The sequence below is a fragment of the Rhodococcus cercidiphylli genome, assembly GCF_033042225.1.
Classification (GTDB): Bacteria; Actinomycetota; Actinomycetes; order Mycobacteriales; family Mycobacteriaceae; genus Rhodococcoides.
Genome location: NZ_JAWLKE010000002.1, coordinates 443,722 through 459,924, shown reverse-complemented (window position 1 = coordinate 459,924; position 16,203 = coordinate 443,722). Strand labels below are relative to the sequence as shown.

General features: G+C 64.5%; 16 protein-coding genes. 12 read left to right on the top strand and 4 right to left on the bottom strand.

The window, feature by feature from the left end; all coding sequences use genetic code 11:
• Position 1: 1 nt before the first annotated feature.
• Genes R3P95_RS05770 through R3P95_RS05755 form a run of 4 tightly spaced genes read right to left on the bottom strand, consistent with a single transcriptional unit; the run spans position 2 to position 4,232 of the window.
• Complete coding sequence (locus R3P95_RS05770) at positions 2-2,194, bottom strand: 3-hydroxyacyl-CoA dehydrogenase NAD-binding domain-containing protein (RefSeq protein WP_317547606.1); 2,193 nt, start codon at positions 2,192-2,194, stop codon at positions 2-4.
• A 35-nt stretch (positions 2,195-2,229) separates the two neighbouring features.
• Entirely contained in the window at positions 2,230-3,441 is a 1,212-nt protein-coding gene (locus R3P95_RS05765) for an acetyl-CoA C-acetyltransferase (protein WP_317547605.1), read from the bottom strand.
• Between the two features lie 39 nt (positions 3,442-3,480).
• Positions 3,481-3,864: a hypothetical protein gene (locus tag R3P95_RS05760; RefSeq protein ID WP_317547604.1), complete on the bottom strand. Its 384-nt coding sequence runs from the start codon at positions 3,862-3,864 to the stop codon at positions 3,481-3,483.
• A complete protein-coding gene (locus R3P95_RS05755; protein WP_317547603.1) occupies positions 3,861-4,232 on the bottom strand; it encodes a nuclear transport factor 2 family protein in 372 nt (123 codons plus the stop codon). The genes R3P95_RS05760 and R3P95_RS05755 overlap by 4 nt, the downstream gene beginning before the upstream one ends.
• Positions 4,233-4,323: 91 nt before the next feature.
• On the opposite strand from R3P95_RS05755, the gene R3P95_RS05750 reads away from it, so the two are divergent.
• The 12 genes from R3P95_RS05750 (at position 4,324) to R3P95_RS05695 (ending at position 16,170) form a co-directional block, all read left to right on the top strand.
• Entirely contained in the window at positions 4,324-5,457 is a 1,134-nt protein-coding gene (locus R3P95_RS05750) for an acyl-CoA dehydrogenase family protein (protein WP_317547602.1), read from the top strand.
• A gap of 102 nt (positions 5,458-5,559) precedes the next feature.
• Positions 5,560-6,348, top strand: a complete 789-nt coding sequence (locus R3P95_RS05745) for an enoyl-CoA hydratase/isomerase family protein (protein ID WP_317547600.1) — start codon at positions 5,560-5,562, stop codon at positions 6,346-6,348.
• Between the two features lie 47 nt (positions 6,349-6,395).
• Positions 6,396-6,785, top strand: a complete 390-nt coding sequence (locus R3P95_RS05740) for a Zn-ribbon domain-containing OB-fold protein (protein WP_317547599.1) — start codon at positions 6,396-6,398, stop codon at positions 6,783-6,785.
• Entirely contained in the window at positions 6,782-7,933 is a 1,152-nt protein-coding gene (locus R3P95_RS05735) for a thiolase family protein (RefSeq protein ID WP_317547598.1), read from the top strand. The genes R3P95_RS05740 and R3P95_RS05735 overlap by 4 nt, the downstream gene beginning before the upstream one ends.
• Before the next feature lie 25 nt (positions 7,934-7,958).
• Positions 7,959-9,167, top strand: coding sequence for an acyl-CoA dehydrogenase family protein (locus R3P95_RS05730; protein WP_317547597.1), 1,209 nt, complete (start codon positions 7,959-7,961; stop codon positions 9,165-9,167).
• The gene (locus R3P95_RS05725) at positions 9,164-10,123 is read left to right on the top strand and encodes a phosphotransferase family protein (protein ID WP_317547596.1); all 960 of its coding nucleotides are present in this window, start codon (positions 9,164-9,166) and stop codon (positions 10,121-10,123) included. The genes R3P95_RS05730 and R3P95_RS05725 overlap by 4 nt, the downstream gene beginning before the upstream one ends.
• Before the next feature lie 31 nt (positions 10,124-10,154).
• Complete coding sequence (locus R3P95_RS05720; protein ID WP_317547595.1) at positions 10,155-11,357, top strand: acyl-CoA dehydrogenase family protein; 1,203 nt, start codon at positions 10,155-10,157, stop codon at positions 11,355-11,357.
• Positions 11,354-12,112 carry an SDR family NAD(P)-dependent oxidoreductase gene (locus tag R3P95_RS05715; RefSeq protein ID WP_317547594.1) on the top strand — a complete coding sequence of 253 codons (759 nt, stop codon included), beginning with the start codon at positions 11,354-11,356 and terminating at the stop codon, positions 12,110-12,112. The genes R3P95_RS05720 and R3P95_RS05715 overlap by 4 nt, the downstream gene beginning before the upstream one ends.
• Positions 12,113-12,155: 43 nt before the next feature.
• The gene (locus R3P95_RS05710) at positions 12,156-12,914 is read left to right on the top strand and encodes an SDR family NAD(P)-dependent oxidoreductase (RefSeq protein WP_317547592.1); all 759 of its coding nucleotides are present in this window, start codon (positions 12,156-12,158) and stop codon (positions 12,912-12,914) included.
• The gene (locus R3P95_RS05705; RefSeq protein WP_317547591.1) at positions 12,899-13,990 is read left to right on the top strand and encodes an alcohol dehydrogenase catalytic domain-containing protein; all 1,092 of its coding nucleotides are present in this window, start codon (positions 12,899-12,901) and stop codon (positions 13,988-13,990) included. The genes R3P95_RS05710 and R3P95_RS05705 overlap by 16 nt, the downstream gene beginning before the upstream one ends.
• On the top strand, positions 13,987-15,504 hold the full coding sequence (locus R3P95_RS05700) for a class I adenylate-forming enzyme family protein (protein ID WP_317547590.1): 1,518 nt from the start codon (positions 13,987-13,989) through the stop codon (positions 15,502-15,504). The genes R3P95_RS05705 and R3P95_RS05700 overlap by 4 nt, the downstream gene beginning before the upstream one ends.
• A gap of 42 nt (positions 15,505-15,546) precedes the next feature.
• Positions 15,547-16,170, top strand: coding sequence for a TetR family transcriptional regulator (locus R3P95_RS05695; protein ID WP_317547589.1), 624 nt, complete (start codon positions 15,547-15,549; stop codon positions 16,168-16,170).
• The last annotated feature ends 33 nt before the right edge of the window (positions 16,171-16,203 follow it).

Sequence of the window (16,203 nt, the reverse complement as noted above, 5' to 3'; positions counted from 1 at the left end):
TTCAGGACACGAGTGTATGGACGCGTTCTCCGCGTAGTGCTTTGTTCACCAACGACTGTGGCGGCTCGAAGTGAGCCCCGTACTTCGATGCCAACTCGCGTGCTCGGTCGACGAAACCGGACAGCCCGCCGTCGTATTGGTCGATGTACTGGATCACGCCCCCGGTCCACGACGGGAATCCGATACCCAGCAGGGACCCGATGTTCGCATCGGCCACGCTCGTCAACACCCCCTCGTCGAGGCACTTGACCGCCTCGATCGCCTCGGCGAACAGCATCCGTTCCTGCATGTCCACGAAAGGAATTCGAGTCGAACCCGAATCGAAAGACGCACGCACGCCCGGCCAGATCCCGGTTCTCGTGCCCGATTCGTCGTAGCTGTAGAAACCGCCGCCGCCGGCACGCCCGGGGCGCTCGAGTTCTCCGACCATCTTGTCCATCACCGCATCCGAGCCGTGTCGGCGAGGCGGCTTGTCTTCGCTCGCCAGCGCGCGTTCGTTCTCCTTGCGGATCTTCTGCGACAGGGACAAGGTCACCTGGTCCATCAATTGCAGCGGTGGGACGGGGTAGCCGGCCTGCGCGCCTGCCTGTTCGATGAAGACCGGGTTGACGCCCTCGCCGACCGCGGCCATCGCTTCGTCGAGGAACGCGCCGATCACTCGCGAGGTGAAGAAGCCCCGACTGTCGTTGACGACGATGGGGGTCTTACCGATCTGGAACACGAAGTCGACGACCTTCGCCACTGTCGACTCGGAAGTCTCCCGGCCACGGACGATTTCGACCAGGGGCATCTTGTCGGCGGGCGAGAAGAAGTGGATTCCGATGAAATTCTCGGGTCGGCTCACGCCATCGGCCAGGATCGAAATGGGAAGCTGGGAGGTGTTGGAGCCGAGGACGACATCGGCGGGAACTATACCGTCGAGTTCCCCGAAGATCCGAGTCTTGACGTCCACGGACTCGAATGCGGCTTCGATCACGAGATCGACTGCGCTGCAATCAGTCGCGTCCGCGGTGGGCCGGATCCGGTCGAGCAGTGCCGCCGATCGCTCGGCTGTCGTCGACCCCCGCTCCAGGGCTTTCGCTTCGAGCTTCTCGGCGTACAGCTTTCCGCGGTCAGCGTCGTCCTGGTCGAGGTCTTTCAAGATGACCTCGATACCGGCCTTGGCGCACACGTAGGCGATAGCGGCGCCCATCATTCCGGCTCCGATGACCGCCACCGAACGGGCGGTGAACGTGTCGTGCCCGGCCGGGCGTGATGTGCCGCGTCGGATGGTCTGCATGTCGAAGTAGAACGCTCGAATCATGTTCTGTGCGACTCGATCGGTCATCAGAGAGACGAAGTAGCGGGTCTCGATGCGATCCGCAGTGTCCACGTCGACGGTCGCGCACTCCGCTGCGGCGGCCAGGATCGCCCTCGGTGCGGGGGCGGGTGCACCCTTGAGCTGTTTGCGCAGCAACGCTGTTGCGGCGAGGAGATTCTGAGCAACGGCGGGGTCGGTCGGTCCACCACCGGGAATCTCGAAACCCTTGACGTCCCACGCCTGCACAGCCGACGGGTTCTCGGCGATCCACGCCTTCGCGGCCGGAATCAACTCGTCCACACCGGTAACGGTGGCGTCGATCAGACCGAGCTTTTTCGCGTCGGCCACCGAGTGCTGCTGGCCCTTCGTCAACACCTTCGACAGGGCGGCATCGAGTCCCATCAGGCGGACCGTTCTGACGATCCCGCCGCCACCGGGCAACAATCCGAGTGTGGCCTCGGGGAGGCCGATTCGGGTGCCCGGTACGTCCGCTGCGATGCGGTGATGGGTGTGCAACGCAATCTCGAACCCGCCGCCGAGAGCTGCGCCGTTGATCGCGGCCACCACGGGGCGACCGAGAGTCTCGAGCCGTCGCAGAACGCCCTTGATCCCGTCGATCCGTTCGGTCAAGGCACGTGCGACGTCGCGCTTGTCTGCATCGCCGGGGTCGGCCGTCATGTCGCCCAGATCGCCGCCGGCGAAGAACGACTTCTTGGCCGACGTGATCACGACACCCGTGATGTCGTCCTTCTCGGCTTCGAGTCGCTCGACCGCTGCGGCCATCGACGCGATGTACGCATCGTTCATCGTGTTCGCGCTCTTGCCTGCATCGTCCATCGTCAGTACGACGATGCCGTCCGCGCCGCGTTCCCACCCGATCATGTTGTCGCTCATGTTCTCTCGTACTCCTGTGTGTCGACGATGGCGGTTCAGAGGCGTTCTATGACGGTGGCAACACCCATTCCGCCACCGATGCACAGGGTGATCAGGCCGTATCGGCCACCGATTCGTTCCAGCTCGTCCAGTACGGTGCCCACCAACATCGCTCCCGTCGCACCGAGTGGGTGGCCCATCGCGATCGCACCGCCGTTGACGTTCGTCTTCTCGTGCGGGATGTCGAGGTCCTTCATCCACTTCAGCACGACGGAGGCGAAGGCCTCGTTCAGCTCGAACACGTCGATGTCGTCCACGGTCAGACCCGCTCGTTTCAACACGGCCACCGTTGCCGGGGTGGGGCCGGTGAGCATGATCGTGGGTTCGCTGCCGACCTGTGCCGTGGCGACGATGCGGCCGCGCGGTACCAGACCGGCACGTGTTCCGGCCTCGGCACTGCCGATGAGAACCAGCGCGGCACCGTCGACGATGCCCGACGAATTACCGCCGGTGTGGACATGATCGATACGTTCGACGTCGACGTACTTCTGCAGAGCGACGTCGTCGAAACCTGCCACCTTGCCCAGCGCGGCGAAGGCCGGCTTCAACCTGCCCAGGCTGTCCGTCGTGGTTCCCGGCCGTCTGTGCTCATCGTGATCGAGCAGGGTGACACCGTTGAAGTCCTCGACCGGAACGACGGATTTCTTGAAATGACCTGCATTCCAGGCTGCCTCGGCGCGTCGTTGGGACTCCACGGCGTAGGTGTCCACGTCGTGGCGGGAGAACCCTTCGACCGTCGCAATCAGGTCGGCACCGATTCCCTGCGGAACGATGTAGAGGTCGTAGGCGGTGGCGGGGTCGGTGAACAAGGCACCACCGTCGCTGCCCATCGGAACCCGGGACATGGACTCGACGCCGCCGGCGATCACCAGATCGTCCCACCCGGAAGCGACTTTCTGTGCTGCGAGATTCGTCGCTTCGAGGCCCGACGCGCAGAAACGATTGATCTGGGTGCCGGGGACCGATTCCGGGAGCCCGGCCACCAGAGCGGCCGCGCGGGAGATCACAGCACCCTGTTCTCCGACGGGAGAGACGACGCCGAGGATGACGTCGTCGATGTCGGATGGATCCAGATCCGAGAAACGGGCGCGGAGTTCGGTGATCAACCCCGCGACGAGGTCCACCGGCTTCACACCGTGCAGTGAGCCGTTGCGTCCTTTGCCCCGCGGGGTACGGATGGCCTCGAAAATCAGTGCTTGCTCAGGCATCTCGCTCTTTTCTTCTCTGTTTCGCGAGCCGATCGGCTCCTAGTCGAACGCCAATTCCGGCGTGCGGGCGATGAGCAACCGTCGGACACGTCCGCTGTCGTCGAGTTGTGCCGACGCGTTGAACGAGGCCTCGAAGGCTCCGTTGCGGGTGGTCCGTCCCAGCACCATCTCGACGCCGTCGACCGAAGCGCCGCGGTCGAGATGGTGAACGAGGGTGCTCTTCTCGCGTTGCTGCAGGTACGCAACGAGTCCGTCTCGATCACCCACGAACTCGGCTGCCTCACCGTGTCCCTTGGAGAATTGAACGGACATACGAAAGTCCGCTGAGATCATGGTGAGGACCCGATCCGGGTCGTCGGAATCCATGTACTCGAACCAACGCAGCAGCGCGGGGGTCGGTTGCGTGTTCGTGTTCGTCGTCATCGTCGATCTCCTGCATCGGTATCGAGCAGTGCGAATTCGGCATCGAACGAGACCTGGTACCGGTCGATCAGGCCGTCGGAGCGCACGTGCATGACCCCGACGAAATAGCCCGTGGTCCGATCACCCTCGGTCACCGCGCCGTGTGCGAATTGCAGGTCGTCGTCGACCGCAGACCGGAGAATGCGGTGCTGTCGACCGACGGGAGGCCGGCCGGAGAGGTATTCGAGCATGGCGGCTCGCCCGGTCTTCCGATTGGCCCCGCTCGGCAGGATCATCGAGAAGTCGACATCCTCGGACAGCATCTCCACCGCCTCGTCCAGGTGGCCGGCGTCCAGGGTGGCGTAGTAGTCCACTATCTTCAATGGCATGAATTGAACTTAGTTCAGGTAAACCCTGTTTGTCGAGGGTTTCACCCGTTAGAGTTCGTTCAAGAATTGAATTCAACTCGAGTGGAGCGACATGACCTCATCTCACCGCGACGCACAAGTCCCCTGGCCTCGTTCGGAGCCGCCCGCGCTGACACCCGGTAGCGAGCAGGCCGAGATACGCGAGACCATCCGTGGCGTCCTGGCCAAGTACTCGACGATCGAGCAGGTGCGCGCCGCTGCGGACTCTGCCTCCGGCTACTCGGTCGACCTGTGGAAACGACTGGTCACCGACATGTCGGTCACCAGTCTTGCCGTGCCGGAGGAGACGGGTGGCCTCGGCTACGGAATGGTCGAGCTGGGCATCATCCTCGAGGAGTGCGGTCGCGCCCTGGTGGTCGAACCCGTCTATCAGCACGCAGCTGTGGGGGTTCGCGCCATGATGGAGGCGGGCAACTCGGATCTGCTCGAGGAAGTCCTCGACGGTACGACGGTTGCGGCGGTGAGTGCGCTGACCGCCGAGTCCGACGATCTCGACGCTCACCGTGCCGACGACGAATGGGTTCTCACCGGTCAGGTGCGGTTTGTCGTCGGGGGCGGCGGTGCCGATGTCATAGTCGTCAGCGCCCGCTCTCCCGAAGGGATCGCACTCTTCGCGGTATCCACGAAAAACGCGTCCACGGCGCATGATCGACGCGTCGTCGACTCGACCAGGCGACAGGCAGACATCTCGTTCGATCGCGCGTCCGCGACGCTTCTGGTGCCGGTGGACCGAGCCGTCGATGCGATCGCACGGATACAGGACGTGGCGACTCTGGCGCTTGCCTGCGAGAACACCGGTATCGCCGACGCCCTGCTGCAGATGACGCTCGATCACGTCAAGACGCGTCATCAGTTCGGCCGCCCCATCGGGTCGTTCCAGGCGATCAAACACCGCCTGGCCGACATGTTGATCGAACTCGAACGTGCCCGATCGGCGGCGCGGTATGCCGCAGCGGTGCACGACGAGGATCCCGACGAGGCGCGTCTGGCGATTGCCGTCGCGGGTGCTGTGTGTGGTGACGCCGCGGTGCATGTGGCCCACGAGGCCGTGCAACTGCACGGGGGAGTGGGGTTCACATGGGAGCACTCGGCGCACAGCTACTTCCGCCGAGTTCTCGGAAACGAAGCGCTGCAGGGGGATTCGCGGGCACATCGGGCGCGGATCGCCGATTTCCTTGCTGTGTAGACCGATTGCTGCGATCGGCGGGGATCGGCTATTGACGCCATCGCCCTGATGATCAATACTGAAGTGAATCCAGTTCAACTTGCACTCTCGAAAGGCTGTCACATGATCGACACCGACCACATTCTGTTGGAGAAGGACGGCGACGTCGCTCGCGTCTGGCTCAACCGCCCGCACAAGAAGAACGCTGTCACGGTGGAGCTGCTGCATCGTCTGGACGAGATCATCGTCGAGGTGGACAACGACCCCAATCTGAAGGTTCTCGTCCTGCGCGGTGTGCAGAACCAGTTCTGCTCCGGCTTCGACCTCGACGAGCTGCTGTCGGACTTCGTCGGTACGACCAACGCCATGGATGTCGCAGTGCTGTCCGCCAAGGTGTGCGATCGCCTGTACTCCATGAACACCCCCTCCGTTGCGGTGCTCGAGGGCTACGTCACCGCCGGCGGCTTCGAGTTGATGATCTCGTGCGACTTCGCTGTCGCCGCAGACACAGCCAAGATCGGCGACTTCCACATCCGTCGTGCACTGTTCGGTGGCGCGGGACCCATCTACCGTCTCCCGCGCATGATCGGCATCCGCAAGACCAAGGAGCTCATGCTCACCGGCAAGCTCCTCAGTGGCCAGGAAGCCGTGGACTTCGACCTGATCAATGCCACCGCGCCGGAGGCCGAGCTCGACCAGCTGGTCGCAGACTTCATTGCGCCGCTGGTCGACAAGAGCCCGTTCATGATGAAGCTGACCAAGATGTGCATCGACCGCGGCCTGGATGCGGACATTCAGTCGCTCATGGTCATGGAGCATCTCGCAGTCGGCAATGCGCTCCAGTCCGAGGACGGCAAGGAGGGCGTCACCGCATTCCTCGAGAAGCGCGAGCCCAAGTGGGTCGGGCGCTGACCCGCACCACGTCCGCGTTCTGACCGAAGAGCCCGAAAGGCAGCATCATGGAGCAGGCAACGGCCGTCGCACTCGAAGGCAGCAAGTGCACTGTGTGCAGTACCGTGGCGTTCCCCGCGAGTGCGATGTGCAGCAGGTGCGCCAAACCCACTGCGGAGAACATCACCCTGAGTACACGAGGCACCGTGTGGGCCTACACGATTCAGCGTTTCGCGCCCAAGTCTCCTCCATACGTACCACCGGTCGGCGGGTTCGTACCCTTCGCAGTCGGCTACGTGGAACTGCCCGAGGGCATCAAGATCGAAGCGATCATCGACTGTGAGAGCTTCGACGAACTGGATGGGGCACCGGTGCGTCTGACGTCCACCGCGCCGGTGCCCCGATTCGCGGTCGACACAGTCGGTCCGCGACCGGAATCGACAGGAATGACGCAGTGACACAGAATGTCTCGATCATCGGTGCCGGTCTGTCCAAATTCGGACGCCAGCCAGGAGTGTCCGGTCGTCAGATGGCCGTGACGTCGATCGGCAACGCGTTGCGCGATGCCGGTCTGGCCTGGCCGGATGTCCAGGTCGCGTTCGGTGGCAGTGACGGATCGGGTCTCGCCGATACTCTCGTCGCCGAACTCGGGTTCACCGGTATCCCGTTCACCAACGTCAAGAACGGTTGCGCAACAGGCGGAAGCGCGTTGTTCTCGGCCGTCAATGCCGTGCGGTCGGGCTCCGCGGATGTCGCTCTCGCAGTCGGTTTCGACAAACATCCGCGTGGAGCGTTCGACCCACGACCGGCCGAATGGGGACTACCCGACGGCTACGGCGAGGCCGGCTTGATGGTGACCACCCAATTCTTCGGTGCCAAGATCTCCCGCTACATGCGTCAGCACGCGATCTCGAGCGAGACATTGGCACGAGTGGCCGAAAAGGCCTACCGTAACGGGGTTCTGAACCCCAACGCCTGGCGTCGGGAAGCAATGGACGCCACGACGATCGCCGAATCCGACATGGTCAACGATCCACTCACTCGATACATGTTCTGCTCGCCGGGTGAGGGGGCAGCGGCGATTGTCGTTGCCAGCGAGGAATACGTCGAGCGTGCGGGCGGTCGTCCGATCAAGCTCGCCGCCATCACGCACAGGACCCGCCGATTCGGATCCTTCGAGGTGTTCAGTCCGGCCATCCAAGGTGAGGGCGAGCCGACGAGTGTGAGCGCCGACGCGGCACGTGCGGCCTTCGAGCAGGCCGGTATCACCCCGCAGGACGTCGACGTCGCGCAGCTTCAGGACACCGAGAGCGGTGCCGAAATCATGCACATGGCCGAATGCGGGTTCTGTGAGCCCGGCGAGCAAGAAGCCCTGATCGCGGCGAGGGAAACCGACATCGGCGGGCGACTGCCGATCAACACCGACGGCGGATGCATCGCGAACGGAGAACCCATCGGAGCCTCCGGTCTCCGCCAGGTGCACGAGATCGTCACTCAGTTACGTGGCGAGGCCGGCGAACGTCAGGTGCCCGGCAATCCGCGAGTGGGCTTCACTCACGTATACGGCGCACCGGGCATCAGCGCCTGCACCGTGCTGACAGTCTGACACGACACGAACCCGAGGCAATACAGTGACACAAGGAACGATTCCGGATATCGGCGAATTCGCCGGCCAGGCAACCGAGTGGCTGAAAACCGTTGCAGCACCGCGAACGGACTCCGTCTGGGGCGTCGGTCCCGACACGGTAGCCGTGTTCGAGAACTGGACCGCGGAGGAAGAGCAGGCGCACACCGACGAAATCGCTGCGTACGAGCAGTCGAAGTTCGATGCCGGGTGGGGCGCGTTGAACTCACCGATCGAGTACGGCGGCCGCGATCTGCCACTGTCGTACGTACTGGCATTCCGACGCGTCGAGGACATGTTCGACGTGCCCAAGAGGACCGAGATGTTCTCTGTCACTCAGCAGTTGGTGGCACCCACCATCGCACAGTGGGGAACCGAACAGCAGCGGACGAGGTTCGTCCGCGCGATGCTTCGTGCCGACGTCATTGCATGTCAGTTGTTCTCCGAGACCGAGGCCGGTTCCGACCTCGCGGCGGTACGGACACGAGCGGCGCAGGCCGACGACGGCTCATGGACGATCGACGGTCACAAGGTGTGGACATCGGGTGCACTGGTCGCCGACTACGGAGTCGCCCTGTGCCGAACCGATTCCACCGTCGCCAAGCATGCCGGTCTGACCATGTTCCTCGTACCGATGGACGCGCCGGGGGTCGACGTCCGCCCCATTCGCCAGATGACGGGGGGCAGCTCCTTCAACGAGGTGTATCTCGACGGCGTGCACCTGAGCGACGACTACCGGCTGGGGCCGGTCGGGAAGGGCTGGCAGGTTGCCCTGACGGTGCTCGCGGCCGAACGCCTCGACGGCGGAAACCTCGGGCTCGCGAACGCGGATCGCGCTGTGGCCCTCGCCCAGAACCTCGGTCGCGAGTTGACCGAGATCGAGCGCGACGCCGTGGCCGATCTGGTGACACGTAGTTTCGTGCAGCGAATCGGCAACATGAGAGTGGCCGGTGCGGTCATCGCCGGCAACGACCCGGGTCCGGAAGCGTCACTGGGAAAGCTGCTGGCCACCGACACGATGGCCAGGACCTCCGAAGTCGCGCGGTTACTGCTCGGGCGTGAACTGACGTCCGACTCGGGAGGGTGGGGCACGTTCGCGTGGTCCGAGCATCTACTCGGGGCCCCGGGCTATCGAATTGCCGGCGGCACCGACGAGATTCAGCACAACATCATCGCCGAGCGTGTGCTCGGTCTGCCGAGAGAGCCGCGACCATGACCGAATCCTCACTGCGCGCACGCGTGACCGCGGCCCTGCACACCGAGCTGGGCGTCACCGTCAACACATTCGAACCGCTTCTCGGTGGCCATTCCGGATTGACGTATCGAGTGGGAACATCCGACGGCGACTTCGTTGTCAAGGCCGTTCCGGAGGGGCAACGCTCGGTCGGGCGGCACGACATGCTCCGGCAGGCATCGATCCTGCGCGCGCTGGCCGACACCGAGGTGCCGGTACCGGCAATCGTGGCGGTCGACGAGCAGGAACCGGCGTGGTTCGCAATGGAACTCGTCGTCGGTGAGTCACTCGAACCCGTCCTGGACGATCCCGAGGTGAAACCGAGCATTGCTGCCGCTCGCATGCGGCGAGCCGCAGAGGTGCTGCCGGCATTGCATTCCGTGCCGCTCGCAAGCATTCCCGATACGGGCGACATTCTCTCGCCGGCAGACGAATTGGACCGATGGTCCAAGACGCTCGCTGCGGTTCCGGTGGAACTCGTCGAGGGTGCCGACGAGCTGGTTCGACTGCTCCGCCGAGACATTCCGACCGCGATCACACCCACACTCGTCCACGGGGACTACCGGTTGGGAAACATCATCTCCGACGGTCTCGAGCCGGCGGCTCTGATCGACTGGGAGATCTGGAGCGCAGGTGATCCACGCGTCGAGCTGGGGTGGTTCCTGGTATTCGCCGACGGCACCAACTTTCCCGGGGTCGGCCGCGACGTGCCCGGTCTGCCCAGTACCGACGAACTGATCTCCTGCTACACCGGGTCCGGCCCGGCGCTGCCGGACATGACCTGGTTCGACGCCCTGGGACGGCTGAAGATGGCGGCGATCATGGGCCACAACCTGCGTCGGCACCGCGAGGGTCGGCACGTCGACCCGGATCAGGAAAAGCTGCCCGCGACCATCCGCAGGTTGATCGACACCGGCACCGCACTGCTCGCGCGCTGACGCCCCCTTCACTCGACAGGAGCACACGGAAGTGGACTTTTCCTACTCACAGCGGACGGCCGAATTGTCGGCCACGCTCGAGACATTCATGAACGACCACGTCTACCCGGCCGAGAGTGTCTACGACGCTCAGATCGCCGCGAACGACAATCCGCACGAGCAACCGCAGATCATGCGGGATCTGCAGGCGCGCGCTCGTGAACTCGGGCTGTGGAACCTGTTCATGACCCACGACGACCTCGGTGCCGGGCTGACCAATCTCGAATATGCGCCGCTCGCCGAGATCGTGGGCCGTTCCATCATCGGGAACGAAGCGATCAATTGCTCTGCACCCGACACCGGAAACATGGAGATCCTGGCCATGTACGGCACGGAGGAGCAGAAGGAGCAATGGCTCAAGCCGCTGTTGGACTGCACCATTCGCTCTGCCTTCGCCATGACCGAACCCGATGTCGCCAGCTCGGACGCCACCAACATCACCTCGACCATCACCCGTGACGGGGACGAGTACGTCATCAACGGCCGAAAGTGGTACACCTCCGGCGTTCTCGATCCCGACTGCAAGCTCATGATCTTCATGGGGAAGTCGGATCCGGACAGTTCCACCTACCGCCGGCAGAGCATGATTCTGGTTCCGGCCGACGCTCCCGGCGTAGAGGTGGTGCGCGACCTGCCCATGTTCGGGTTCCAGGATCGTCTGGGGCACGGCGAAGTTCAGTTCACCGACGTGCGCGTGCCCGCCGCCAACATGCTGGGAGAGGAGGGCGACGGATTCACCATCGCCCAGGGCCGACTCGGCCCCGGACGCATGCACTACGCCATGCGGGCGATCGGCATGGCCGAGCGCGCTCTGGAAATGATGTGTCGTCGCTCGCTCGCTCGGCAGGCATTCGGCGGACCGTTGTCCGATCAAGGTGTGGTGCGTGAGTGGATTGCCCGCAGCCGTCTGGAGATCGACCAGATCCGGTTGTTGGTTTTGAAGTCGGCCTGGTTGATGGACACTCGCGGGAACGCCTCGGCTCGTTCGGAAGTGGCCGCGATCAAGGTGGCTGCGATGGAGGTGGCCCACAAGGTCGTCGACCGAGCGGTGCAGACCTACGGCGCTGCTGGAGTCAGCAACGACACCATTCTCGCTCGGCTGTATGCCATCACCCGAGCCCTGCAGATTGCCGACGGCCCCAACGAGGTCCATCTGCGGACCATCGCCCGACTCGAGGTGAAGAGGTACTCATGAGCACACCGAAATTGAGCGGCAAGGTCGCCTTGGTGACAGGAGCGAGCCGTGGCCTCGGTCTGGCGATCGCGCGCGGACTGAAGGACGCGGGCGCTACGGTCATCGTGTCGAGCCGCAAACTCGACGCCTGCGAGAGTGCAGTCGCGAGCCTGGGTGACTCGGGCCCGGGCAGCGCACATCCGTATGCGCTGCACGTCGGGCACTGGGACAGCATCGAACCGGCCGTCGACGACATCATCACGCGATTCGGTGGCCTGGACATCGTCGTCAACAACGCCGGGATCGCGCCGCTGGCCGAGAACCTCGTGTCGGTCACCGAAGGACTGTGGGACAAGACGATCGAGGTCAATCTGAAGGGTCCGTTCCGACTGATGGCCGTGGCGGGGGACCGCATGGTCTCGGCAGGCGGTGGATCCATCATCAACATCTCGAGTATCGGAGCCGAGCGGCCCAGCCCGCCCGAGGCGATGTATGCAGCGGCGAAGAACGGGCTCAACGCGCTGACCCGGGCGTTTGCCCAGGAGTACGCACCCACCGTGCGCGTGAACTGTGTGATGCCCGGCGGTTTCGCCACCGACATGTCCGAGAACTGGGACGAGGAGTTCATCGGCAAGATCGTCGACCGGCTCCCGGCCGGAAGGTTGGGGCGGCCCGACGAACTCGCCGGCTTGATCACCCACCTGGCTTCCGACGACGCCGGATACACCACGGGTGCGATCATTCCGGTCGACGGCGGCCGCACCTCCGTGTACTGATCGCTCACTCGTATTGTCCGACAATCAGTTTGGAAGTGGACACATGACTCAGGACATGTTCTCCCTCACCGGTCGCGTCGCTGTGGTCACCGGTGCCTCGTCCGGTCTCGGCCTCGGTTTCGCCCGTGCCCTCGCCGGGGCCGGCGCAACCGTGTACGCCGCCGCGCGGCGGCTCGACCGCCTCGAAGCGCTGTCGGCCGAGATGCCGACCATCGTGCCCGTTCGGTGCGACGTCACCGACGACGGAGACCGGAGAGCTCTTGTCGACCGTTGCTTCGACGAATCCGGCCGGCTCGATGTCTTGATCAACAATGCCGGAAAGCCCGGCCCTCCCAACGCCGAGGACGAGACGGTGGACGGTTTCCAGTCCATCCTCGACGTCAACCTCGTCGCCGGTTTCCATCTGGCCACGTACGCGGTGAGCAAGATTCCGAGCGGTGATGCGGCCTCGATCATCAACATCTCCTCGGTGATCGGCCTGGTGTCCACAGCTCCCATCGGGGGTGCGAGTTACGCGGCGTCCAAGGCAGGCACACTCGGCCTCACTCGCGAACTCGCCGGTCAGTGGGGCCGACGAGGCATTCGCGTCAACGCCGTCGTGCCCGGATGGTTCGATACGGAGATGACCGATGGCCTGTTCACCAACGACAAGTCCGCGGGGTGGGTGCGGCGAAACACCATGCTGGGACGCGGCGGCGTCGACGGTGAGATCGACGGTGCCGTGCTGTTTCTGGCCTCGGACGCCAGCTCGTACATGACCGGCCAGACCCTGGTGGTCGACGGCGGATGGACGGCGCGCTGATGTTGGCCGTGCAGCTGTGCGAGTGGGGCAGCGGACCGGAGCTTCGGGAGGTACCGAACCCGATACCGGCCGGCGAGGAGCTTCTGGTTCGCGTCGACGCCGCCGGACTCTGCCGTTCCGATCTGCACGTGATGGATTCGGGCACGGAGGTTTTCGACTACCGACTGCCGATGACGCTGGGGCACGAAGTAGCGGGCACGGTCGTCTCGGCCGGCCCGTCGGCCGACAATTCATGGATCGGCCGGGCCGTGGTCGTACACGGAATCTGGAGTTGCGGGACGTGCCCCAACTGCCTGCGTGGCAGAGAGAATTACTGTCGGTCGCTGGTTCGACGTCCGGACGGTCGGCTGGCCCCCATCGGAAACGGACTCGGATATCCAGGCGGCCTCGCAGAACTGATGCTGGTGCCGTCCGAGCGGGCACTGGTTCCCACCGGCACCCTCGATCCGTGCAGTGCAGCGCCTCTGGCCGATGCGGCACTGACTGCCTACCATGCCATTCGCACCAACTCCGCGGTGATCGACAACCGCAGCGTCGTAGTCGTGGTCGGAGTCGGCGGTCTCGGCCACCTTGCCCTGCAGATTCTGCGCACCATGGACGTGCCGCACATCATCGCAATCGACTCCAAGGCCGAAGCCGCCGCTGTGGCCGAGTCCTCGGGAGCGCACGAATTCTACGACTCCGTTTCCGCTGCGGCGCAACGGCTCACGACACTGGGCGGTACGGACCTCGTTCTCGACTTCGTCGGCGCGCCGACCACAACCGCGCCGGCCGCCGCCGAGCTTCGGAACGGGGGTTCTCTCGTGGTGGTAGGCAGCGCCGGCGGCCGATTGACAGCCGGGAAGGATGTCGGTCTGGCCGCAGGATGGACGGTGGATGCACCGTTCTGGGGCACGCGAGCCGACCTCGAAGCCGTTGTCGCACAGGCGCAGGACGGCCTGTTGCGCGCCGAAATCACCACCTTCCCCTTCACCGAGGCGATCTCTGCCTACGACCGATTGCGGAACGGATCCGTCACCGGCCGTGCAGTCCTCGACATGAGTGCATCACGCACCAGGAAAGAGTCACACCAGTGAAACGGCTTGCCCGCGAGATGGTCATCCGCGCCGATCAGAACCCCGATGCCGTTGCCGTCGTCGACGAGGACGGCAGCCACACGATCCGGACCGTGGTCGAGGCCGCGAAATCCCTTGCCGACGTGTTCGGTGGTATCGACCCCAGCCCGCCGACCGTGGTGATTCAGGCCGACAACACCTGGGGCACCGTCGCGGCTGCCCTCGGTGTCGGTCTCGCAGGCGGTGTGGTCGCTGTGGTCAGCCCGCACGCAACGGAGTCGGAGTTCGCGCTGGCACTCGAGGACATTCGACCGGATGTTGTCGTGGGAACGCCCGGGGCCCTTCGTCATTGGGGTGTGCCCGACGAGCAGTTCGCCGTGGACAAGCCCGCCTTCGGCTCGTACCGCGTGCGAGCGACGAGTGGTGCGTTCGCCTCCGTCGCCCGATGGAACGGAGGCGATGCGATTGCGATGACCTCGGGTTCGACCGGCCGACCGAAATGTGTGGTGCAATCCGAGGACGCCATCAGATACGCGTCTCGATCCACCATCGATGCCGTCGGCCTCCGTCCGGGCGAGGCGATCGGTGCCTTCGTTCCGCTGTCGTCGGTTGCGGCATTCTGCTTCGGAATGTATCTGCCTGCGCTGCTGGGGGGTCCGATGGTCGCCATCGGCAAGTGGTCTCCCGAGACAGCGCTGCGGGCAGCGAAGGAACACCGGATCGCCTGGACGATGTTGGTTCCGACCATGGCGCTTCAGCTGTCGGTCGCACCGGACTCGGAGGCCGCATTGGACACGATGCGCGCCATGACGGTCGGCGGCGGACCGATGAACGAGCGCGCCCTCGCCAAGGCCGAGCAGTGGTTGCACGCCACGTTCCTGCGAGTGTTCGGAATGTCCGAGTGCTTGGGCCACACGACACCTGCCCTCGACGACCCGGTGTCGATCCGCCTCGGACGCGACGGTCGGCCGTTTCCCGGCACCACTGTGCGGGCCGTGGACTCGGACGGCCATCCGCTACCCGCGGACGATATCGGTGCCGCCCAGGTCAAGGGCCCGTCGCTCTTCGTCGGGTACGCCCGAGCCGGTACTCCCGTTCCGCCCGAGTTGACGCCCGACGGTTTCCTCCCGACCGGTGACCTGGTGGAGGTCGCACCGGACGGCTCGATTCGCGTCATGGGTCGGCAGAAACAGATCATCATTCGCGGCGGGCGCAACATCGACATCAACGAGGTCGAGTCGGCAATCGCCTCGCTGCAGTCCGTGGTGCAGGTCTGTGTGGTTCCCGTACCCGACGACCTGCTGGGGGAGCGCGCCGCAGCGCTCGTGGTGACCGGCGGTGAGGAGCTCGGGCTAGAGGACGTCACTGCGCAGCTGGCCAACAGTGACTTTCCCAAGTCGAAGTGGCCGGAATACGTCTTCACGGTCTCCGATCTACCGCAGAATCGCGTCGGGAAACTGTCGCGGCCCGACGCGACCGCACTGGCCAGGCAGCTCGCGGGCACAACTGACTCGAATTCACATCGAGAAAGGTAAACTCTCACCGAGGCTGGATACGTTCTATCAGTAGGGGCAATCATGACCGTAGGAACCGACGTTCGGCGCGAGAGCCCGCGGTCCAAGAGGACGCGGATCCTGTCGGCGGCCATCGACCACTTCGGCAAGGTGGGATACGAGCACACCAAGTGGGCATCCATCGCCGACGAGGTCGGTATCGGTCAGACTGCTCTCTATCACTACTTCGAGTCCAAGGCGCATTGTCTGCTGACGATCATGCGCATCGAACTCACCGACTCCGCTGCCCGGTTCGTCGCGGCCACCGACGGTGTGACGCACGCCGAGGATGCGCTTCGGTCGGCGATTGCCGCGTCGTTGGCCGCCTCGCCTCAGGACGCCTTGGCTCGGCGCATTCTGCACAACCACATGGACCTTCTGGCGACCGAACGTCAGTCCGCGAAGGAAGAGGCCGAACGAGTCGAGTGCCGCGCACTCGTTCAACGAATCGAGCGAGATTGGACCGCCCTGGTCGGTCGGGGAATCGAGGCGGGCCAGTTCGCCGAGTCGAATCCGACGATGTCCGCGCGGCTGGTACTCGCCCTGGTGGTCAGCGTATGGCGGTGGTATCGCCCCGACGGCCGTCTGACGATCGACGACATCACCACGCTGGTCACCGACGCCGCCATCCGAGTGGTCCGCAAGTAGCACCCGAGAGCGGTGTCTGCGACGGACCCGTAC

Bases quoted from the DNA above. Each gene is read 5' to 3' on its own strand.
- R3P95_RS05760 (WP_317547604.1), bottom strand. From the start codon at position 3,864: ATGACGACGAACACGAACACGCAACCGACCCCCGCGCTGCTGCGTTGG.
- R3P95_RS05765 (WP_317547605.1), bottom strand. From the start codon at position 3,441: ATGCCTGAGCAAGCACTGATTTTCGAGGCCATCCGTACCCCGCGGGGC.
- R3P95_RS05725 (WP_317547596.1), top strand. From the start codon at position 9,164: ATGACCGAATCCTCACTGCGCGCACGCGTGACCGCGGCCCTGCACACC.
- R3P95_RS05745 (WP_317547600.1), top strand. From the start codon at position 5,560: ATGATCGACACCGACCACATTCTGTTGGAGAAGGACGGCGACGTCGCT.
- R3P95_RS05705 (WP_317547591.1), top strand. From the start codon at position 12,899: ATGGACGGCGCGCTGATGTTGGCCGTGCAGCTGTGCGAGTGGGGCAGC.
- R3P95_RS05715 (WP_317547594.1), top strand. From the start codon at position 11,354: ATGAGCACACCGAAATTGAGCGGCAAGGTCGCCTTGGTGACAGGAGCG.
- R3P95_RS05695 (WP_317547589.1), top strand. From the start codon at position 15,547: ATGACCGTAGGAACCGACGTTCGGCGCGAGAGCCCGCGGTCCAAGAGG.
- R3P95_RS05740 (WP_317547599.1), top strand. From the start codon at position 6,396: ATGGAGCAGGCAACGGCCGTCGCACTCGAAGGCAGCAAGTGCACTGTG.
- R3P95_RS05770 (WP_317547606.1), bottom strand. From the start codon at position 2,194: ATGAGCGACAACATGATCGGGTGGGAACGCGGCGCGGACGGCATCGTC.
- R3P95_RS05750 (WP_317547602.1), top strand. From the start codon at position 4,324: ATGACCTCATCTCACCGCGACGCACAAGTCCCCTGGCCTCGTTCGGAG.
- R3P95_RS05710 (WP_317547592.1), top strand. From the start codon at position 12,156: ATGACTCAGGACATGTTCTCCCTCACCGGTCGCGTCGCTGTGGTCACC.
- R3P95_RS05755 (WP_317547603.1), bottom strand. From the start codon at position 4,232: ATGCCATTGAAGATAGTGGACTACTACGCCACCCTGGACGCCGGCCAC.